Below are 22,628 nucleotides of genomic sequence, written 5' to 3' on the forward strand. Positions count from 1 at the left end.
GCAAGTTTAAGCGGAATAACTTTTTATTTAGGTGCGAATTCAATGCCGGCAAATAAGGTTAACCCTAGTGACCCTGTCGAGGTTGACTATATTTTTAATTCTTTCAGCACCGGTTCGTTGACCGATGGAACATATGATTTTTATGCTAAAGCTTTTTATGGCAGTTCCGCTACGGTGGAGAGCGATCATTACACAGTAATTCTTGCCAGAACACCGCTTGCTCCGACGAGTTTGACGGTAGATGGAGCTCCTACCGCTTCGTCCATTAAGCTTAGATGGATCAACCAGTCGACTACCGCGGATAAGTTTACTATAGAAAGAAAAGAAAGTTCATTGAGCAATTATACGGCTCTTCCTCTGTATGAAGTTCCAAATGCAACTACCTATACGGATGGTACGGTTGCAGCCGGAACTTCATATGATTACCGAATTCAGGCATGCAGATCCGGATCCGGTTGTTCGGGGCATTCAAATGTGATCACTGTCAGTTCTGCCGAAAATTGTTCGCTTACTGTTTCGCTCTCCCCTGATACTCAGGCTGCTCAGTATGTCAGCCCGGGCCAAAGCGAAGCTTCTTTGGTGAAATTCAACCTTTTTCCGAATTGCGCTATTACACTGAATAGCCTCTCTGTTTCGCTCAATGGTTATACAAACATTTCCTCATTGCATCTCTACGATAGCTCAACCCAAGTGAATGCGGTTAGTGTTGCCGGAGCAAGTGCAAGTTTTGATGGTTTAAATATACAAATTCCTGCAAGCCTGACCAGGTCTATTGAGATCAGGGGAGATATTAATTCTTCTGCAATGTCCGGTTCAATGGTTTCTGGATCTTTTGGATCCTTTACGGCAACCAGCGCCTCAGGCTCAGTTGGCAGCAGCAACACAAGCGTTGTCGTCGGCAATGTAATGACCGTAAGCGGATATGCCGGCGATACAATTCCACCCGCCATACCGACGGAACTTGCTGCTCCAAAAAATGATTATAACGAAGTTGATCTTTCATGGGCCGCATCCACCGATAATGTCGGAGTCGCAGGATACGAGGTTTGGAGAACTAACGGAACATGGATCAGATTAGGAAATTCTCCCACAACTTCATACATAGATACAACTGTTGCTTCGGGAACAGGTTATTATTACAAAATTATCGCATACGATGCGGCAGGAAATAAATCTCCCGAGCCGTCCCAGAGTGCATGGTTATTTTTAAACACTCCCGCATCAACGAGCTTGCCTTTACCTCCGTCCTATGTAACTGCTGAATCGATCGTCGGAAAAATTGTCGTCAGTTGGCCGCCAGCCGCCTCGGCCACAAAATACAGCATTCATAGAAAAATTGGCACGGGGACCTACCAACCCTTATCCTCAAATATAACCATTTCTTATTATGACGACGTAAATGTTACTACTGGCAGTGTTTATCGATACAAGGTCATGGGCTGTGATGCCACCGCATGCTCAACAACAGGAACGGAATCAAATTCTGTAACATATAACGGAGGCGGCGCGTCTTGCACCAGCTTGACTTCGGCTATTAATGACGCAGATACATCCTATGTTGCAAGTGAGCCTGTAAACTTCACCTGGACATGTTCTCCCGGCGGTATTGCCAGTAATGTCTATATGAAGCTTTATAGATCGGATGGCACAGTCGTATCCTCTTTGAACAGCCCCAATAATATAGGTACTCAGACATTGTATCTTAGTACTTTGAATTTATCTATTGGGTCATATATTGTTAAGGCCTGTTTCGAGTCTAATTGTTCAACGACCGCTACCAGTCAGACATTTACGGTAGTTTCCGGCACCTCGACCGCTCCCGCCTTCACCGTATCGCCGATAGTTACTGAAAAAATAGGATACCCTTCAAAGAGGATAATGAAAGTTGAAACGGTTTCCAGTCCGACCGGATATACGCCGACGAATATTATCGGCAAAATAAAAGATTCGTCGGGAAATATCGTCGGAAACACGACATTCAATTTAGTTCTTCAAACTGTAGGATATTGGACATATGAATATGACATAAGCAGTCTCGCCGGAAATTACAATTTCTGCGCAAGCGGGATGTTTAACACGACTTCCATTCCATGGGCCTGTACCACGGCCGCATTTACAGTGGCGACCACCACCCCTTCCGCCACGAGCATTTCAATTTATCCCGATGTGTTGAACAGTGCTGGAACGTTCAAAACACTGCAGATCACGGTGATGCCGTCAGGAACAAAACTGTATAACGTTTCAGGAAAGATCCGCAAGGACGGCGCATTTGGAGCCATAGCATTCGATTCTATCGCGCTGACCTTCGATCCCTATTCAGCCTCCTGGAGAAAAGAATTTGATATGGGAAATCTCGCGGCCGGCGGAAATTATGTTTTTTGCGCAAAAGCTTCTCTTGATAGCACCGGATCAAACCCGATGCCCGAGGTTTGTACTGGAATATTCACCATAGACATCGCTGCTCCGGTGGATCAAACCGCCACAACAACTCCTCAGCTCGAAGTGTATTTCCAGAATATCACACCTTTGGCGATCAAAGGGGATGTCAAAATTGCCATAAAAACAAATATTGAACCCGACATTGTGAACTTTAAACTGCAGAGAGAATCGGGTTCGGCCACCTATCCGGCGGCCAACAAGATCGACGCCACCAATTTCTATTTCCTATGGAATACGGCGCAATATTATGACGGAAACTATACCATTTCTGCGACAGCCAAAAAGGGCGTTTATGAAAAAACGGCCTTTGTGAGCGCAGTAGTCGCCAACTATTCTTCCACTCCCACAACAACTCCGACAACGCAGTCCACAGATATTTTCAATATCACTTTCAATGAAGCTTTCCAGCCCCCTCTTTCCGGAGAAAGAACCGTCTCCATCTCATCCACCCAAAAAATGGATAGCTGCAAATTCAAGGTGGACGGCCCGAAATATGCCGAATTTCCGGGAACAAACAACGGCATGCAATGCTCCCTCGTTCTTCGCACCCTTGATTTTCCGGATGGAAAATATTTCATAAAAGCAATTGCCACAAGCGGCGTAAGCACCAAAGAAATTGTTCTGGATACTTCATTTTCAAATCAGCCGAGCACGACACTGCCACCGCCTAACCAAACATCTTCCTTCTATCTGCCGCCGGAGTGCAAGGACAAGGGATATCTGACACCGGAAACGTGCCAGAATTACATGATGCTCCCGCCGGAGTGCAGAAACCAGAATATCCTGGACCAGAAAGCCTGCGAGGCATATATGTATAAATACAGCATGCCGCCGGAATGCGTCAGCCAGGGCGTTCAGACTCCGGAAGAATGCCAAAAAATAATCTATCTGGCCAGCATGCCGCCGGAATGCCGGAATCAGGGCGCAACGACAAAAGAAGAGTGCGACAAAATAATGAGTGTACAGTTCATGCTGACGCCGGAATGTAAATCTGCCAACATAACCGCCGCGGATGCCTGCAACACATACATGATCGAAAAATTCTCTCCTCCGGAATGCAGCAGTGCCGCAACTCAGGATGAATGCAATTACATAATGAGAAATTCATATAGCACTTTCAACGACCTGCAACCCCAGATAACACAAAACACTTTTGGCATCGCACAGCCGGCGATAAACGAATTCCCGCCGGAATGCCGGGACGCCCGGATCACTTCCCCCGATGAATGCAAAAAACACATGATGCTCCTTTCCATGCCCGTCGAATGCCGGGACGCCAATGTAACAACCGGACAGGAGTGCGAAAAGATCATGTTCAAGAAAAACGGACCGCCGGAATGCATCGATGCCGGAATCGATGATCCGGCTGAGTGCGAAAAATTCATGTTCAAGAAGTATGCGCCGGACGACTGCAAGGCAACGGGCATCTTCAATCCCGAGGCGTGTAAAAAATATATGCTTGAGAAATACAGCGGAAAAGATGAAATTCCAAAAGATAAATTCCCGATCGAATGCCAGAAAGCGAATGCAAACACCTCCGAAGAATGCGACAAAGTCATGAAAACCATATACATGCCACAGGAATGCAAGGATAAGGGAATAACCGACCAGAAAGACTGCGATTCCTATTTTGAGAAAAAATATATGCCGCCCGTCTGCAAGGAAGCCGGAGCTTCGACAAGAGAAGAGTGCGATAAGGCTATGTTCAAAAAATATGCACCAAAAGAATGCCTGAAAGCCGGAATTGAAAAAGACGACGAGTGCCAAAAATATATGTTCAATCTGTATGCTCCGAAAGTGAAATGCGATAATGTGGAAGACTGGCAATGCAAGAAAAACCTTGAAGAAGGACATCTGGGCAATATTGTTTCAAAGCAAGCTCAATTCGCTCAGATAAAAGATAATTCCGGCGAGATGATCGGAAAGTCAATGAAAGTGGGCGCCCTTATGGAATCGAAAGCATTTGAAAACAACGGAATGATCCCGCTCACACAAAAAGATACCAGTCTCAAGGTAGTTCCGGCTGCCGAGAACATGGTCCTGAACGACGAAGATACCCTTGTGCAGACCGGACCTGTCGCCTTTATGATCGACACCGACGGCGATAACCTGTCTGATGATATGGAATCGCTGCTTGGGACAGATCCGGACAAGACGGATTCGGACGGCGATGGATACAATGACGGTGAAGAGATACGGACCGGCCATGATCCTTCGGGACCCGGACTTTTCACGGGAAGCCTTTCCCCTGCCGAGAAAGCGATGATAGAAAACATAACCCTGGAACATCCGAAAACCTCCGGCGAGGTCTCGGAAACGCTTGCGGTTGAAAAGATAGACAATGCGTCAAGCGGAAATGAAACCGACGCTCTTGGGTATCTCCTTTCGGGAACATCCGATCCGAACAGTATCGTAACCGTATATATTTATTCCGACCTGCCGCTCGTTCTGACCCTGAAAGCGAACAACGAAGGCAATTGGGAATATAAACTCGACAGATCTCTCTCCGATGGAGAACATGAGGTTTATGTTGTTGTGAATGATGAAACCGGAAAGATAGTCGCGAAAAGCAAGCCGTCAAGCCTTTTCATAAAAGAAGCGAAAGCAGTTTCTGCAAGCAATTATCTGGAAACTTCCATAAGCGACCTCGCGGAAAAAACTCCGGCTGAGATCAGCTCTCAAAAATACAACTTTATCCTATTCCTTTCCATAACTACCGCCCTGAGCATATTCGGCGTAATGCTCATTCTCAGAAAAAGAAAGAATAATCCGGCGAAATAAGATCTAATATAATTAACGGACACAATATGACCATTAAGGAACTGATCGTAAAGAACAAAGAGTCGTTCCAGCTGGGCTACGGACTTCTGCTTATCATCCTCATTCCGATCCTGATCACCGTGAATGTGAATTCGGTCATTGAGAAATACAGCAACAACATCGACAAATCGCTGCAAAAACAGCTTCTTACTGTCGGCCGCTCCGTATATGCCCTCGTGAGAGATGACCTTTCGGATCAGGCGGAACTTCAGAAAAAGATCGATGCGCTTTCAAAAAGGAACTCCGAATTTCAGAGTATCGAGGTATTGACGCCCGAAGCTTTGACTCAAGAAGGATCCGACTCAAATGAATCTTTCAAAGTGACAGCTTCCTTGAACCGCGCCGAAGTCGGAAAGGTCATAGATCTTTATTATTACAACCTGGCATGGGGACTCAAGGATAATGACGGACTGGCCACATCCTCCTTCCAAGTTCTGGCCACAAAGGACGGAGAAGCTCTCGTCGGCGATCTTTCAAGAAACGAACGTTTTTGGATCCTGGCCATGCCCATGAGCGACGCATCGGGAAAAAAACAGGCCCTGCTCACGTTCAAGACATCTTCAAAGATAATCGATGACCTTGAAAGCGAGAATAGAAATTCCGCAATGTTCTGGCTCATCATTACAGTCATTACAACGATCACTTTTCTTTCGATCAACATCAGGCTTTGGGACTATGCGCTCCTCTACAATAAGATCAAGGAGGTTGATCAGATGAAAGATGAATTCATCTCCATGGCCTCTCATGAACTCCGCACCCCCCTCTCATCCATAAAAGGATATGTTTCTCTCGTCCTGGAAGGAACTTTCGGAAAGATAGCGAATCCTGAAATGGAAAGAAGCCTGATCCGGGTCATGGCATCCACAAAACGGCTGGAAGAGCTTGTAGAAGACCTTCTTAGCGTTTCCAGGATCGAGCAGGGGCGCCTTGACGTGGAGCTGAGTGATGTCAAGATAGAGCCGATAGTTGAAGAGATAAACGGTCAGCTGAAGATCTCAGCAGACGCAAAGAACCTTGCGCTTATCTATCAGAGACCCCCGCAGGAACTTCCTCCGATCCAGTGCGATCCGGAACGCCTGAAACAAGTGCTCGTAAATCTTGTGGGCAATTCCATAAAATATACCGAAAAGGGCAGTGTGACTGTCTCAACCGAAATGAACAAGGATAATAAACTGGAGATCAGGGTCAAAGATACGGGCATCGGAATGTCCGCCGAAGAGCAGAAAAGGCTGTTTGAAAAATTCTACAGGATCAAGAACGAAAACACCGAAAAGATCGTCGGGACCGGACTGGGGCTTTGGATAACGAAACAGATCGTGGAACTTATGAACGGAAAAATATATATCGAGAGCATGAAGGGCGCCGGAACGCAATTTACCGTGGTCCTTGATCCGGCAAAATCGAGATCATCCGGAAAATAATATTTAATATAACAACAAGCCCCGCTTGACAGAATGAGCATAAGTGGTAAACTACATTCTGCCGAGAGATTGAAATAAAAAATATAAATTAAGGAAGGAACTGCGCACATGCGGTCTCATCAATATTTCCTCTTTGCGCATGCAGGATTCCCCTCCGGCGCACATTCCTTCCTTAATTACCAAATCATGCCACTAAGGCTGTTTTTTGTTGGCAAAATGATATTTTAATGTATAATTAAATTGAAATTAATTTAACAATGAATATGCCAATAAAACTCTATAACACATTTTCAAGGAAACTCGAGGAATTCAAGTCCATCGAAAAGGACAAAGTTCGCATGTATAACTGCGGTCCTACCGTTTATGACTATGTGCATATCGGCAATTTCAGGACATATCTCATGGCGGATTTCCTCAGAAGAATGTTCGAATATTCCGGTTATGAGGTCAAACAGATCAAGAACATCACTGATGTCGGACATCTCACTCAGGACGACATTGAAGCCGGAGAGGATAAGATGCTCAAGGCCGCAAAACGCGAAAAAAAGAGCCCCTATGATATTGCCCGATTCTACGAAAAATCGTTCCATGAAGATGAAACCAAACTTAACATACTTCCTGCCTTCAATTTCCCCAGAGCCACCGAATATATCCCCCAGATGATAGAAATGATAAAAAAACTCATAGAAAAAGGCTTTGCATATGAGGTCAAGGGATCTGTTTATTATGATGTCGATAAATTTGCCGATTACGGAAAGCTGTCCGGGAACACGCTGGAAAATCTGAAAATAGGAGCTCGCTTGGAAGCGCATCCCGACAAAAAGAATCCTTATGATTTCGCCCTTTGGCTCAAAGCCGATCCCGATCACCTGATGCAATGGGATTCTCCCTGGAGCCGCGGCTACCCCGGATGGCATATTGAATGTTCCGCAATGAGCTCGAGCAATCTCGGCGAAACGATCGATGTCCACACCGGAGGAGAAGACAATGTATTCCCCCACCACGAAGATGAAATAGCGCAATCCGAAGGAGCCAGCGGGAAAAAATTCGTAAACTATTGGATACATGGACGCCATCTTCTGGTTGACGGAGAAAAGATGTCTAAATCAAAGGGTAATTTCTATCCTATTTCCGAGTTCGAAAAAAGGAAGATAGATCCGATCTCTTTCCGCTATTTGTGCCTCACCACGCATTTCACGTCTCAATTGAATTTCACGTGGAAAAGCCTTGAAGCCGGCCAGAATGCCCTGAACAAGATGATCGAGTTCATGGGATCCGATGAAAACAAGGGTGAACAGGAAGAAGGTTATGTGATCAGCGAATTCGATGATAAGTTCAGAGAGTCTCTGGAAAACAACCTGGACACCCCAAAAGCGCTGGCAACCGCATGGGAAATGATCAGATCGAAAGATTACTCCGCTTGCGACAAAAAAGAAACACTTCTCAAATTTGACCGCTTTTTCGGATTTAACCTCAAAAACATAAAAACCGTTTCAACTGAAATCCCGGAAAATATTCAAAAATTATCCGGCGAAAGGCTTGAAGCGAGAAAAAACAAGGACTGGAAAAGATCCGATGAGCTGAGAGATCTGATAGAGAAAAAAGGGTTTTCCATAAAAGACACGAAAGACGGACAGATCATAAAAAAGAAGTAGGCCAAGACCTGCTTCTATTTATCTGAATAAACAAGCTTATAAACTTCGCTTGCGATACACAGAGTATCTTCCTTCCATTTATTGCCGTTTTCAGATTCTATAATGAAACTTTCTTTTTTATTTATGACCAGAATGCCTTTGACCGGCATATAGGTCTTGGTTCCGGGATTGACCCTTGTGTTTGTATGTATGACAAACCTCAATTCTCCATTTTCCGGAACAACGCTTCCTTTGAGCATCCTATCCGCTATTTCTTTTATTGTTTTTTCCTCCATAATCTGCCTCTTTTGAAAAATACTACCACATATTCCAGATATAGTAAAGGTGCGGCATTGATCCGATTTGTTGGTTAAATGTGCACAAACAGAGCATAATTCCGCCGTTGCCATTAACCATTAACATGATATACTGAATCTGCAGACAAATTCAGTATTTAGTATATAGTATTAAGTATTTAGCAAATCAATTCTCGTATAATGCCTTAATACTAAATACTATATACTTAATACTTTCATTCTTCATATCATCATCGTAGATATAAATAAATTCCAAGTTATTCAGCTAAAATTATTTAAATATCAACATGGCCCAGGAAACGAAAAATCCCGCCTTCGAAAGCAACAAACTTCCGCCTCAGAACGTCGAAGCCGAACAGTCCGTTCTAGGCTCGCTTATGATAGACAAGAACGCCATAATCAAGATCGCGGACCTGATCAATCCTGAAGATTTTTATAAGAACACGCATGGAAAGATATTCGACGCGATGCTCTATCTCTATGAACACCATGAACCGATCGACATCCTCAGCCTTTCGAACAGGCTCAATGAGACCGGCGAACTTGATGGAATAGGAGGACACAGCTATCTTGCGTCGCTCGCCAACACGGTTCCGACAGCCGCCAACGTGATCCACTATGCAAAGATCGTCGAAAAAAAAGCGGTTCTCAGAAAACTTATAGACAATGCCTCGCAAATAATCGAGAATTCGTATAATGAGACCGAAGAGGTTGATAAGATACTTGATAATGCCGAACAGAAGATATTTGCGGTTTCCCAGAAGCACGTCAGACAGGATTTTTCTCCGATCAAACCGGCGCTGGAAGAAGCTTTCGACAGGATCGACGAACTGCACAAAAACAAAGGAAAGCTCCGGGGCATTCCTACGGGATTCACCGACCTGGACAACATCCTGGCGGGACTTCAAAAATCAAATCTTATAATTCTTGGCGCGAGGCCCAGCGTCGGCAAGTCTTCTCTTGCCATGGACATCGCAAGACATGCCGCAACAAGAGAAAAAGTTTCCGTCGGGATCTTTTCGCTCGAAATGTCAAAAGATGAAATGATCGACAGGCTGATCTGCGCGGAAGCGAATATCGATCTGTGGAAACTCAGGACGGGAAAACTTTCCAGCACCGGAGAGAATGACGATTTTTCGAGGATCGGCCATGCAATGGGAATATTGTCCGAATCCCCCATTTTCATCGATGACACCGCCACGCTGAATGTCATGGAGATGAGAACAATGGCGCGCCGGCTTCAGGCGGAGCATGGCCTGGGACTTATAATTATCGACTACCTGCAGCTCATTGAAGGAAGAGGGAAAACCGATAATCGCGTACAGGAAGTGAGCGAGATATCAAGATCTCTCAAAGGACTCGCCAGAGAATTGAATATCCCCATTGTTGCGCTTTCGCAGCTCTCGAGGGGCATCGAATCAAGACAGGACCAAAAACCGAAACTATCGGATCTCAGGGAAAGCGGGTCTATCGAGCAGGATGCCGATGTCGTGCTCTTCATATACAGAGAAGACAGGGTCAACAAGAGCACCGAAAACAAGAACATTGCGGATATACTTGTTTCCAAGCACAGAAATGGCCCGATCGGCGAAGTGAAATTGTATTTCAATGAGCAATGCACCAGCTTCAAAAACCTGGACAGAAGACACGAGTGATAAGTAAACAGTAAATCGCAATATTTTACTATTTACAAATGTCAATTTACAATTATCAATTTTCAATAAATTATCAATTTCTCAATTATCAGACAGTTTGATAATTTTGTCATTAATTATTCATCGTGAATTGATAATTATTTTTTAATTTTACATTTTAAATTTTACATTATTCATGTCCTATCCCCGACCGCTGCAAAATCTGATAGACGAATTTTCAAAGCTTCCCGGAATCGGACCGCGTACAGCAGCTCGGTTCGCTTTTAATCTGCTCCGAAGATCGGATGAAGAACTATCGCTCCTGAGCGATGCGATCATAAAACTCAAAAAGGATATGCAGATATGCCGGATATGTTTCAATATATCCGAAAAAGAACTTTGTGAGTTCTGCTCCAATTCCAAACGCGACAAAAGCACTATTTGCATAGTCGAAGAGGCCATGAATATCCCTGCAATCGAAAAAACAAGGCAGTACAACGGCCTTTACCACGTCCTTGGAGGCGTGATCAGGCCGAATGAAGGGATCGGACCGGATAACCTGAAGATCAAGGAATTGACCGCAAGAATAAAAGATAATGGGATCCAGGAGATAATTATCGCAACAAATCCCAATACGGAAGGAGAGACAACTGCGCTTTACTTGTCAAAATTACTGTCAAAGTCTAAGATAAAAGTAACAAGGCTCGCGCGCGGCCTTTCCACGGGAAGCGACCTGGAATACGCCGATGAAATAACGATATCGAGCGCCCTTTCGGGAAGAAAAGAGATCATTTAAGGAGGTGTTAACATCGCAAAGAATTCCCTGTTCTTCAGCACGATATTGAACTGTCTCATCGAGAGAATGTCGGCCGAGGATGAAAAATGGATAAAAAAATACAGAATGAAGAACGATATATGGAATATCTTTTTCCTGGAGCGCAATAACGGCTGCAGAAAAAAAGAAATAGACATTAAAGCAGCAAAAATGATGTCCAGAGACATTCTCGATGCAAAAAAGAATAGGATCACCGAAAGCCCCTTTTCCAAAAATCCGCATCTTGCTCAGCTTTCATTGATGATAGGCCTCAAAATAACCGGATTGAAAATGAATGAATCTGAAATAAAAGACCTGATCCTGGATGCAGTAAAGACAAAAAATGCTTGACACCACAGGGCAGAATGGCCTTGTTTTTTTATACAAAAACAAACCCCTCTGCGGGGTTTGCTTTAAAATATTCAAACAAATTTATTTTGTTATTTTTTCTATTTCGATCTCAGTATACGGCTGTCTGTGAGAACCATTCCTGTTATATCTTTTCTTGGCCTTATGCTTGACGACAGTCACTTTGTCATGCCTTCCCTGTTTCAGGATCTTGGCCTCAACCTTGGCTCCCTTTATCAACGGTTCACCGACAACAACCTCTTTGGCATCCTTCGAAGAAACCATAAGAACGCTGTCGAAAATGACCTTTGACCCCTCTTCGCCTTCAATTTTCTCGATCTTTAGCTTGTCGCTTGGAGAAACTTTGTATTGTTTTCCGCCGGTTTTGATAACTGCTATCATATTATTCAATAACTAATTACTTAAAAAAACAAAGGCTATTTCGGCTTCAAGACTTAAATAGCTTTGCCTAACTATTTTTAACAATAGAATTCTATCACTATTACTGCTTTGTGTCAATAATTTTGCCCTTTTCGCCCTTTATGCCGAATTCATAGATCAGATAATTCGCCAGAACGAAAAGCAGGATCAAAGATATTATTTTTCCGATATTTTGAAAAAATATGGCAGCAACTGCAAACACAGCGCATATCACATAGACAAAATATGCGATCTTTTTCTGTGACCATCCCCTTTTCAATAGACGATAATGAAGATGGGTCGCATCTCCCGTAAAAGGAGAATTTCCCGATCTCATTCTCACTGCCATTACCCACATGGCATCAATTATCGGAAACCCCATAATAAGAAGCGCGGTCGCTATCTTCCCTCCCGAAAATATGGCAAGAACTGACAGCATAAAACCCAAAAAATACGAACCGCTTGTTCCCATGAAGATCCTTGCCGGATGCATATTGAATATCAAAAAGCCAAGTGTCGAACCGGCCAGGGCTATGGCCATGATCGCAAGCGGCGGCTGATTTACAATATCAGAAATGCTGATAATGAACAATGTGACCGCTCCGATAAAACCGACTCCTCCCGCGAGGCCATCCGAACCATCGAGCCAATTCATGACATTCATAAATCCGACGATCCAGAACAACACGAAAAGAGATCCCAAAACAGAATAATCACCGATCACAAACTGATCCAGACGAAACTCTTTGCCGCCAAGCGGGTTTGCGATATAATCGACGGTCAACCCCGAATATATCATTATAAGAGCTACGGATATCTGGACCAGCAACTGTTTTTTCCAGGACACATCCTTAAGGTCGTCATAAATGCCGAATATTAAAATCATCACCGACGATACAGCTATTCCGGTCTTTAGCACGTCAAAAACGAGCTCTCTGCTCAGAGAAAATATCAATAAAAATGATATTATCATCGATGCTCCGCCGAATCGGGAGATTGGCCTCTCCAAGGATCCGCTTGTTGTCCTCATCCGGAGAAGATCATATTTCCTCGACATTTTAGCGACAAAAAAAGTCAGCGCAATGCTTGCGAAGAGTGCCAGAAAAAATGGTTGTATATATAGTGCTATATTTGACATAACGTACTGCCTTATGTAACATTCAAAAATGGAGGTCGTATATGAAAGATATACTAACAAAGATCATTAACAAAGTGAAGGAATTCAATGATAGTCTCATAACTCCGCCCGATTTCGTATTGATTGACGCCATCATGGAACTTCTTGGCCGGAATCCATACACGAGCCAGGAGTTGAATAAACTCCTGAATATAAACAACGAATCAAAGGTCAACGGCATTCTCAAAGAGCTTATAAAGAATGACTTTATCAAAAAGACAGATTTCACCATGGAGGTTGATGGGTCTGTGATTCCGTCTCCTTTATATTATTCCCTGAGCTACGAAGATAAATTTCTGGAAGCTCTTGAGAAAAAAAGCATGACGATCCCGGATCTCTATCGGGAACTCGGCTGTACGGACGAATTCAAAATAATAGCCATGGTAGGGAAACTAGAACCGGAGAACAAGATAGAGCTTGAAGAATGGCCGGAAGGAATAAAAACTATCTGCCGGGATGAAGTAATAAACCTGGTTAAATATAAAAGGACAAAAACTGTCTCAAAAGGTCAAAGGGAATAACAATTCCTTTTTTTAATAATCGTACAGGAATCAATCAGAATGACCGGACACATAATTGACATTATTCACTTCTTTGTATTATATTATTCAAAAGGAGGCAAAAGCATTGGATAATTCAAAAAAAGAAACAGGCACGAAAATGGAGAAGGAATTTAAGTCGCGCCGGGAACTGATCCATGTCCAGGTCCAGGATTATGAGCGGTCAGAGCTGGAAAAAGCCAACAGGCCGATCAGGATGAGAAATCTTGTACGAAAAAGGATGAGCGAACTTGAAAAGAAAGCGCTTGAATTTTTCTCAGTTCCATCGGGCTCAATGGAAGTCGCCGAAAAACTTTATGAATATCTTTCCAAAACTGAAAAGTTCAGCCTGGAAGACGAGTACGCGATGAGAGATGCTCTTATGACATTGATCATATACCCGATGAACGAGAGCAGAAAGATCGTAGATGCCAAAATAATGAGAAAAGTGCATAGCGACAGCGGATCATATTTTGTTCTACTCCTCCAGGATGCGACTCTTGTAACCGATACGGATAAACCGTTAATTTTCGAATCAGAATAGGACAATGTTCCTATTTTTTTTAAATCTCGCTCCGACAGCCGACCTGAATTTCCCGAAACAAGAAGGCATATCCGTCAAATTTACGCGAGACCAATTGAAGGATCCGGTTATTTCCTCACCTTTTTTGTAACCCAGAATTCCATATATTTTCCAAACAGCATTCTTGTCTGAGCATCAAGCATCGGAAGCGCTCCAAGAGGGACTGCTATGATCGGAGCCAATATCCACTGTATAACCATGGATATTTTTTTTATTCTGCTGGTTCCATAGGGGGCCTTCGGGAGCAAGAAGATCGAAAGAAACATCGAAACGATCAGGCCGATCGTCGCAAAGGTCATGAGATATCCCAGAACTTTCGGCAAGTTCAGCGCCAGAACCGTCTGATTGAAATTATTCCCTCCGAGAATGATCGGAAGCCATCCGAAAAAAGAGATGATTATCGGAGTAAGCCCCCACGATATTCTTCCGATAAACTCCTCCCATGCCCTGGAGATCTTTTTCAAAATGGGTATCTTCCTGTCATGCAGAAACGATCTGTATACTATCGGAATATTCTCGATCCCCCAAGCCCATCTTCTCTGCTGCCTGTATTGATTCGCGATAGTGCTCAGAAAGTTCTCCGCCATTACGGCATCAAGCGAAACTGAAAGATAGATCGGCTGAACATGATAATTTCCGTGGTAATAAGAGAAACATTTCCAATATATTATCGAGTCATCCGATATCATGTCCCTGGGCCAATAGTTCACGGCCACAAGCGTCTTGAAGCTCATTGAATGGCTCGAAAAGGTCACCATCTCGTCATATCGCACGCTCTGCATGATCTGCCAGAACGATGAACTTACCATAATGACGCGGACAATGCTGTTCGCCTCCCAGATATTGTTGTTATAGAGAGGAAGCGGCTGATAGCTCAGCTGATGTCTTTTGGGATTTTTTATGAATTGATAGGCAAGGCACGCAAAATACTGCGGATGGACGCACGTGTCGCTATCGAAGGTCGAAACGATGACATTCTCATATCCGATCCCTTTTTCATCAAGGAATATTCTTGCCTCTTCCGCCGCCCAGCTCGCATTCGCACCCTTCACTTTCGCCTCCCCCTCCATGCCTTCCGGATGAACGGTCGTAAGATATGCGAAAAACTTATTTGTATAAAGCTCCTCAAGGATCTTCGCCCTCGAAAAAGCTTCCTCGCCCGCCCTTTCCTCGAAAGCAACGACAACGATCATTTTTTCCTTGGGATAATTCGAATTCACAATACAGTCAAGCGTGGTTCTGAGAACCTCGAGCCCTTCTTTATATGTGGGAAATATGATCAGCTGATAGACGTTCTCAAATCGGACCTTTTCAGCATCATCCCTCTCCCCCGCCAATTCTCTGCATTTTGCAAGCCAGTCCATGCCTTCCCATATCTTCATTCTCCTGTAACCGTATATGGCGAAGACGGTTATATAAAAAACCTTAACCATCCAATAAAGATCGAAGATAATTATAAATACGGCAATAATAACCGGAAAATTGTACGACACATAGACACCGCCGATCAAAAACGACCAACTCACGATCCCCGGCAGCATCTCTATTGCCCTCTGGATATACCGTTCCTTGCGTTCTTTCGGCTTGGATGTCGGAAAATAAAATTTTTCTTCATTCATATGTTATGCAGTTGCATTATAGGTTTCACACTCCCCCGGATTAATTATACCATAGCACTGTTAATCTCAATTTCTATTTATATTACATGATGCGGATAAAGTCAATCGATCTTATCTTTCTCTCGATATTGAATTCTATGAAAGTGTTCATGAGATGATTGAGCATTCCCGCCATTTTCGCTTCAGCGCATATTTTTTTGAGATTTTTCATACTTCCCGACAGGTGAGCCGAGTGTTCCACTGATCCGCTCCCCCCTCTGTATTGCAGAAAACGCATCAGTTTTACGGCGTTATCATCCAAAAATACCGCCTGATTATCCCTCGACGTGCACTTATCACAGACAATACCTCCCAGGGAATGGCTGAAATAATTTTCACCGGGATTCAGATTTTCCAGACAATGAACGCACCTCCTGAACTCCGCCGAATATCCGGCGAGATCCAGAATATTGATCTGGAAAAATAGCACCAGAAGATCCAGCGTATCCATACGGCCGGCTGATCTCTGTCTGCTCCCGGCAGAATTTTCCTGCGCGGAAATATCCGCAGACTCATCCAGAAAAACAAGGCTATCTTTCAGCAAGTGATATATCCTTTCATCTCTGTGTCCGGCAATTGTCATTTTTTCCACAAGCTCGGAAAAATAATATGCTATCGAAGCCGCTCTGAAATTTTTTCTCAGGCATGAAAAACTTTTTAACGTAAAACTGCTGGTTGTCTTGTCTATACTCCTTGCATGCGCAAATATAAGATCCGTGCACAAAAAAAGCTCGAGATGACCCTTCAACTTTCCCCTGTGTTTTCTTGCACTCCTTGCGACAGCCTCCACCTTTCCATATTCCTTCGTATAAAAATCCAGAATCAGGCTCGATTCGCCGAAATTATGCCTCTTTATTATTATACCCTCCGACTTATATGTTGACATTTTACTTTTGTGTTATGCCTTTTTTACGCCAATCGCGACATTTACATCTCTTATCTTCAGATCCTTCACAAGATCGAAATTATTTTTTTCTATCGTTTCTATTGGCGTTATATCGGAAGCAAGGCACTCTTTTTGGATGCTTTCTTTCCATCCGCCCATGATCTTCCCGACAAGCCCATTTCCACCCCCGGACGAATAGGCGACCGAAATCCTATCGTTTCTGTCATATTTAGCCTCTTTTCTCATTGTTTGTATATGGCGGATGATCTCCCTCGAATAGCCCTCCATTTCAAGCTCTTCGGTTATTTCAAGATATAATCCTATTTTTATTGTGCCATCATCTTCATATGCCCATCCCTCTCTTGTTTCAAATTCATTCACATAACGCGCCTCTTTAACATTCAATTCATCCCTCATAATTTCAAATAACTCATCGGTGAGTGCCGCATCTGTAAATTTATCCTTCACATCATACTTATTACTAGTTTCCTTAGTAGCCTCGATTTTCCCAATAATCAGCACACTCAACGGCATCCTAACTCTAATAGAATTTTTAGCTCTTGCCGCCAAAGCCAATTTAGTTACTCTGCGAACCAAATCCATTGACTGAGACAGCTCGTTATCAATCAATTTTTTATTTGTTTCCGGGAATTTCTCCAGATGCACCGAAGCATTTCCTGTCAGATTCCTGAAGATTTCGTCCGCAAGAAATGGCATGAACGGCGCCATGACTTTCGAATATTCGATCATGACATAATATAAAGTTCTGAAAGCATTCATTCTGTCTTCAGCATCGTTCTCGGACGAAAACCTCTTTCTTGATCTCCTGATATACCAATTTGAAAGTTTATCCGTGAAATCACGAAGGGGTCTTGAAGCCTTAACGAGATCATAGTTTTCCATCTCGCCGTTCACTCCGCTTATAAGAAGATTCAGTTCGGACACAATCCATCGGTCGAGAAAATTATCTGATATTTTTTTGCTTTCGAGGTCTTTTGCCTCGAGTTTTGCCATCTCCAGATTCATCGCAAGAAACGAGTAGGCATTCCAAAGAATGAGAATGAACCGCTTCAAAACTTCCTCCACGCCCTTCTCGGAAAAATTTAGATTCTCGCCTTTCATGACCGGAGAAGAGAGCAGATAATATCGCAAGGAATCCGCGCCATATTTTTCAATAAGAAGATTCGGATCCGGATAGTTCTTCAGGCTTTTGCTCATTTTCTGCCCGTCTTCAGCCTGAACTATCCCGTTCACGATCACATTCTTGAATGCCGCCTTATCGAAGAGAGCAGTTGAAAGAACCATCAAAGTATAGAACCATCCCCTCGTCTGGTCCAACCCTTCGGCAATGAAATCCGCCGGGAAACTCTTATTGAATTTTTCAACATTCTCAAACGGATAATGATATTGGGCATAGGGCATCGATCCGGATTCGAACCAGCAATCGAATACGTCTCCGACAATTACCGCTTCCCCCGCGCACTTCGGACATTTCGCCTTGACCATGTCGATGTTCGGCTTATGCATATTGAACTCCCGCCCGCCCTCGTCAATATAGAATATCTCGCTCTCGCAATACCCAAGCGCATCTTGCGCAACGAAACAATCCGCTATGGAAATTCCGCTCAAAACCCTCCTGAAGATCGCATTGATGCCTCCATGGCTTACGACCAGAATGTTCTTCCCGGGATATTTTTCTATGCACCGGCCGATGAATTTTCTGACGCGCACTTCCATCTGCCTTCTCGACTCCCCGTCTCCGCCCAGGACAAAATCATATTTTTCTTCAAGAGTTGCGATCTTCTTGTATTTTTTATAAAGCTCGTCATTCTCCAGAAGATATTTGGCCGTTCTATCGTTCCATGAACCATATTTATATTCCATCACCAGATCATCTGTAACAACCTCCGCTTTCAATGCTTTGCTTATTATTTCCGCAGTCTGGCGGGTGCGCAGGACCGGAGACGTTATAATTATATCTATTTTTTTATCTTTCAGTTCTTTCGCTGCTTTTTCGGCATGTCCGATGCCATCCTCCGTCAGCGGATATTTTTCAAGGCTGTCCGATTTGATATTTTCCAGATTCTTTCCGCTCTCCCCATGGCGCATAAAAATGATCTTGGTTATCTTCTTTTCAGTATTATTCCTGAGTTCATCGATCGAACTTACGACCAATTTTTCTCCGCAATCCTTGCACTTCCAGACCGGAAGCGGAGCTCCCCAGAACCTGCTCCTGGAAACCGCCCAGTCGCGCGCGTCCTCAAGCCACTTGCCGAATCTCCCTTCCTTGATATATTCCGGAACCCACCTTATCTTCTTGTTGTTCTTTATCATCTTGTCCTTGATGTCCGTGACCTTCACAAACCATGAGCTTGTCGCATAATTGATGAGCGGAGTATTGCATCTCCAGCAATGAGGGTAGCTATGCTCGTATTTCTCCTTGGCATACAGTGTTCCGGTGTGAGCAAGATATTTTATGATCTCGATGTCAGTTTTCTGGCTGTCTTCGGCAGACTTCACTTTCATACCTGCGAATTCTTTCATCTCGGGAGTGAATGTGCCATCCGTCCTCACGTTGACGATTATTGGAAGCCCGATCTGTTTTGCCGCCTGCATATCGATCTCGCCGAATGCCCCGTTTATGGTCACGATCCCGGTTCCGTCTTCCAGGCTCACATAATCCGTCAAATGCGTCTTATAGACATTTTCATTTTTCTTAACCCTGTCGTCATCTTTATAAAAATCGGAAAATGGATGAATATATGAAATATGCTCCATGTCTTTTCCTTCTATCTCTTTTATGGCATCGTATTTTTCAACTTTACCTTTTTCAATGACATAAGGGAGTCTTTCTTTTACGCAAATGAATTGTTCGCCTTGCGCCGAAAACAGCGTATAACTGAAATCTCCGCCCACAGCAAGGCCCATTGTCGTCGGAACACTCCATGGAGTTGTCGTCCACGCCAGAAAACTTGTCGGCTTTCCTGTGCATTGCTTATCCAGGAAGGCTTTGTCGGTGATCTTGAATTTCACGATAACCGAAAAATCTTTTACCGTCTTGTATCCCAGCGTCACTTCGAAATTGGATAGCGTAGTTTCACATCTCGGGCAAAGATGCATGGACTTTTTCCCTTCATATATCAGACCTTTTTTATACAGTTCAGAAAAGACCCACCATATTGATTCCGTGTATTTCCAGTCCATGGTCTTGTAGTCATTATCCATATCCACCCACCTGCCGACTCGCGGAATGAATTTTTTCCACTCATCCGCATATCGAAGCACAGATGAATGACAGGCATCATTGAACTTGTCCACGCCCCACTTTTCTATGTCCTTTTTGTTCTTTATGCCATGCTCTTTTTCGATCAGATTCTCGATCGGAAGCCCATGACAATCCCAACCCCACTTTCTCTCAACTCTTTTTCCCTTCATGGTCCAGAACCTGGGCACCGCATCTTTCATAAGACTCGCCACCACGTTCCCGTAATGAGGAAGTCCCGTCGCAAAAGGAGGACCGTCAAAAAAGCTATACGCCGGCTTTTCTCCCTCCTCGCCCACGGATCTTTCGAAAATCTTATTTTCTTTCCAATATGCCATCAATTCACGCTCCATTTCCGGAAAATTTTGCTTTGGATCGGCTTTTTTGAACATAATATGATTTATTTGTTTACATATCCATTTTAAGCTAATATAAGCAAAAAGTAAATATATTCCCCGATGTTGACAAAATCGTTCATATCCAATAAACTTCAAGGAAACCCTAAAATATTTTGGTCCGGGAATATGCCTTTATTGCATAGATATAGCCATATTCTTGTCCTATAATAAGGACACGTAATACAAAGGTGATATATTTTGTCCGACACGAAAAATAAAATCGACATAAACCCCGAAAATGCCTTGATTTTGGCAAAATGCAACCCAAAACTGGCACTTTTGATAGCGGAAATGCTTGAAAGGAAAGGAGATGACGAAAAGATCATTGAGGTGTTCCGCCTCGCTCCCGGCGACACGCTGAAATTCATCTACAAGAATCCCCGGTTCGCATCGCAGCTTGTAAAGATCATACCGGATAAGGTCGATGAGATCATCAATATGCCCAACCTTCCGAAAGAAGAGCTTGTCGAGATCGCCCTCTGTTTTCCGGATAAAATGCTCAGGATAGCCAGGAAAAATCCGGATAGCATCACCCTGATGTTCTTTGAAGCGATGTACAATGCAGATGATGATCCTAAAATTGAAAAGCAGAAAATAGCCCTAATCAAGAAAAAGGTCTGCGAGATAGGGCAGGAATTCCCGGATCACATAATGCCGATCTTGTCGAAAATAAAAGACTCCAGGAAATGCGAAGATGAGCAAAAGGGAATAATGATCGAAACCGCAAAGTTCTTTCCCGAAAAGGCGGTTGATATCGCAACATTCTTCAATCTTGAAATCGATATCGCAAGGGAGGTTCCAAGCGTCGCCGCAAAGATCGCAATTGAAAAACCATTGCTGGCATTCGCCATAATCGAAGCAGTCCCTGCATCAGAAAAAGAAATAAGGGAACATTTCACCCTGAAATATAAATAAAAAATCCGTCGAACGAAACGGATCTTTTTTTATTTACCAAAATCCCCTCTTGAGAGCCTGCTGATAGGCAGGGGGTTAGGGGTGTGTAATTTCAGTCATCTCATAAATTTATTTCCTTACACCCGCAACTTCTTTGTATATCTTCAGCGTTTCTTCCGCAGTTTTTTTCCAATGATATTTTTTTGCCTGCTCGACTCCCTTCGTCTTGAGATCCTCGCGCAATTTTTCATCATCAAGAATTTTCAGAATGGAGCTTTTCATGGCATCTATATCATAAGGACTTACATGCATGGCCGCATTTCCCGTTATCTCAATGTGGGACGGGACATCGGAACAGATGACCGGAACTCCGCATGCCATCGCCTCAAGCACGGATGAACCGAATTCTTCATAGACAGGAACGGAAACAAAAACATCCGCTCCGGAAAATATTCCATTCAGATCCTCCGGCGCGATATATCCCGGAAACAGAACCTCATTCTTCAGCCCGAAATCTTTCGCAGTCTGCCTTATCTCGTCGGACAGCCATCCGTTCTTGCCGGCAAGAACCAGCTTATATTTGGAATTTGGTTTTTTTCCTTTCAGGATCAGCCTCAATTTTGAAAAAGCCTCGATCAGCCTGGAAAGATTGTTCAAAGGCTTGATAGTATTCATAAAAAGTATATATTCGCCGTCGATCCCGTATTTTTCTTTGACCCTCTGGATCTCGCTTATGGGAGCCTCTTTGAAGAATTTTTCATCAAACGCATTATAGACCACTCTGATCTTCTTATCCTCAACTTCGAAGTCTCCTACAAGATCCTTCCTTGCGGACTCGCTCGTTGCAATGACCATATCCGCTTTTTTAAATGCAGGGGGTTTGAGCTTGAACTTCATGACACTCTTCTGAGGGAACATATCCGGAAACTTTTTCATTGCAAGATAATAGGACGTCACCACCAGCCTTCCTCTGTATGTCATCGGAACCCTCCCTCCGGGAACATGCAGAACATCCAGATTGTCGTGAGTGAAATATGCCGACGCAAGCATCTCGGAATATGCAACGGGAAGGAATTTTTTATAATAGGAGAACGGGAAATGCCTTATGGTCACATTCGGCCGGCTGAACTTCTTTATATCCTTGTCCCTCACTCTATAATTAAAATACAGAAAATATTCATTTTCTTTGTCAATTTCAAGCAGATGCCTGATCAATTGATAGGTATAATGCCCTAATCCTGCGGCATCTCCCAATTCCGGATTCAATATTGTTTGCGCGTCTATTCCAATTCTCATATAATTGAATTATTTTCTTATCTGATACCCCAATTATGACCCCGTATAAATTCAGTGTCAAATATGATTTCAACATTGCCACTGGCTC

At 43.6% G+C, this 22,628-nt stretch carries 16 protein-coding genes; 9 read left to right on the forward strand and 7 right to left on the reverse strand.

The window, feature by feature from the left end; genetic code table 11:
• Positions 1 to 42 precede the first annotated feature (42 nt).
• The 3 genes from WC788_02060 to cysS all read left to right on the forward strand — a co-directional run bounded on the left by WC788_02060 (position 43) and on the right by cysS (position 8,335).
• Entirely contained in the window at positions 43 to 5,220 is a 5,178-nt protein-coding gene (locus WC788_02060; protein ID MFA6096395.1) for an Ig-like domain-containing protein, read from the forward strand.
• A 26-nt stretch (positions 5,221 to 5,246) separates the two neighbouring features.
• A complete protein-coding gene (locus tag WC788_02065) occupies positions 5,247 to 6,680 on the forward strand; it encodes a HAMP domain-containing sensor histidine kinase (protein MFA6096396.1) in 1,434 nt (477 codons plus the stop codon).
• A 263-nt stretch (positions 6,681 to 6,943) separates the two neighbouring features.
• Entirely contained in the window at positions 6,944 to 8,335 is a 1,392-nt protein-coding gene (gene cysS, locus WC788_02070; protein MFA6096397.1) for a cysteine--tRNA ligase, read from the forward strand.
• Positions 8,336 to 8,349: 14 nt separating this feature from the next.
• Here cysS and WC788_02075 read toward each other — a convergent pair whose 3' ends face one another.
• Positions 8,350 to 8,610, reverse strand: coding sequence for a hypothetical protein (locus WC788_02075; GenBank protein MFA6096398.1), 261 nt, complete (start codon positions 8,608 to 8,610; stop codon positions 8,350 to 8,352).
• A gap of 308 nt (positions 8,611 to 8,918) precedes the next feature.
• Here WC788_02075 and dnaB point away from each other — a divergent pair, with 308 nt between their 5' ends.
• The 3 genes from dnaB (at position 8,919) to WC788_02090 (ending at position 11,430) form a co-directional block, all read left to right on the forward strand.
• Positions 8,919 to 10,286: a replicative DNA helicase gene (gene dnaB, locus WC788_02080; protein MFA6096399.1), complete on the forward strand. Its 1,368-nt coding sequence runs from the start codon at positions 8,919 to 8,921 to the stop codon at positions 10,284 to 10,286.
• A 175-nt stretch (positions 10,287 to 10,461) separates the two neighbouring features.
• Positions 10,462 to 11,061 (forward strand): recombination mediator RecR, encoded by a 600-nt coding sequence (gene recR, locus WC788_02085; GenBank protein MFA6096400.1) that lies wholly within the window; start codon positions 10,462 to 10,464, stop codon positions 11,059 to 11,061.
• Positions 11,062 to 11,166: 105 nt separating this feature from the next.
• Positions 11,167 to 11,430, forward strand: a complete 264-nt coding sequence (locus WC788_02090; GenBank protein MFA6096401.1) for a hypothetical protein — start codon at positions 11,167 to 11,169, stop codon at positions 11,428 to 11,430.
• A gap of 81 nt (positions 11,431 to 11,511) precedes the next feature.
• On the opposite strand, the gene rplU is transcribed toward WC788_02090, so the two are convergent.
• Together rplU and WC788_02100 are read right to left on the reverse strand one after the other, a co-directional pair.
• Positions 11,512 to 11,829, reverse strand: coding sequence for a 50S ribosomal protein L21 (gene rplU / locus WC788_02095; protein ID MFA6096402.1), 318 nt, complete (start codon positions 11,827 to 11,829; stop codon positions 11,512 to 11,514).
• 100 nt (positions 11,830 to 11,929) lie between these two features.
• A complete protein-coding gene (locus WC788_02100; protein ID MFA6096403.1) occupies positions 11,930 to 12,985 on the reverse strand; it encodes an MraY family glycosyltransferase in 1,056 nt (351 codons plus the stop codon).
• A gap of 41 nt (positions 12,986 to 13,026) precedes the next feature.
• Between WC788_02100 and WC788_02105 the strand changes: the two genes are divergently transcribed.
• Together WC788_02105 and WC788_02110 are read left to right on the forward strand one after the other, a co-directional pair.
• A complete protein-coding gene (locus tag WC788_02105; protein ID MFA6096404.1) occupies positions 13,027 to 13,545 on the forward strand; it encodes a hypothetical protein in 519 nt (172 codons plus the stop codon).
• A gap of 106 nt (positions 13,546 to 13,651) precedes the next feature.
• Complete coding sequence (locus WC788_02110; GenBank protein MFA6096405.1) at positions 13,652 to 14,107, forward strand: hypothetical protein; 456 nt, start codon at positions 13,652 to 13,654, stop codon at positions 14,105 to 14,107.
• Between the two features lie 107 nt (positions 14,108 to 14,214).
• Here WC788_02110 and WC788_02115 read toward each other — a convergent pair whose 3' ends face one another.
• From WC788_02115 to WC788_02125, 3 genes are all read right to left on the reverse strand, one after another.
• The gene (locus WC788_02115) at positions 14,215 to 15,765 is read right to left on the reverse strand and encodes a glycosyltransferase family 2 protein (GenBank protein ID MFA6096406.1); all 1,551 of its coding nucleotides are present in this window, start codon (positions 15,763 to 15,765) and stop codon (positions 14,215 to 14,217) included.
• Positions 15,766 to 15,847: 82 nt separating this feature from the next.
• The gene (gene recO / locus WC788_02120) at positions 15,848 to 16,690 is read right to left on the reverse strand and encodes a DNA repair protein RecO (GenBank protein ID MFA6096407.1); all 843 of its coding nucleotides are present in this window, start codon (positions 16,688 to 16,690) and stop codon (positions 15,848 to 15,850) included.
• A gap of 12 nt (positions 16,691 to 16,702) precedes the next feature.
• Positions 16,703 to 20,344, reverse strand: a complete 3,642-nt coding sequence (locus WC788_02125; GenBank protein MFA6096408.1) for a class I tRNA ligase family protein — start codon at positions 20,342 to 20,344, stop codon at positions 16,703 to 16,705.
• 204 nt (positions 20,345 to 20,548) lie between these two features.
• Between WC788_02125 and WC788_02130 the strand changes: the two genes are divergently transcribed.
• Positions 20,549 to 21,265 carry a hypothetical protein gene (locus tag WC788_02130; GenBank protein MFA6096409.1) on the forward strand — a complete coding sequence of 239 codons (717 nt, stop codon included), beginning with the start codon at positions 20,549 to 20,551 and terminating at the stop codon, positions 21,263 to 21,265.
• Positions 21,266 to 21,373: 108 nt separating this feature from the next.
• On the opposite strand, the gene WC788_02135 is transcribed toward WC788_02130, so the two are convergent.
• Positions 21,374 to 22,540, reverse strand: coding sequence for a glycosyltransferase family 1 protein (locus WC788_02135; GenBank protein MFA6096410.1), 1,167 nt, complete (start codon positions 22,538 to 22,540; stop codon positions 21,374 to 21,376).
• Positions 22,541 to 22,628 lie beyond the last annotated feature (88 nt).

The organism is Candidatus Paceibacterota bacterium, assembly GCA_041661265.1.
Lineage (GTDB): Bacteria > Patescibacteriota > Minisyncoccia > JAHIHE01 > JAGLIN01 > JBAZUT01.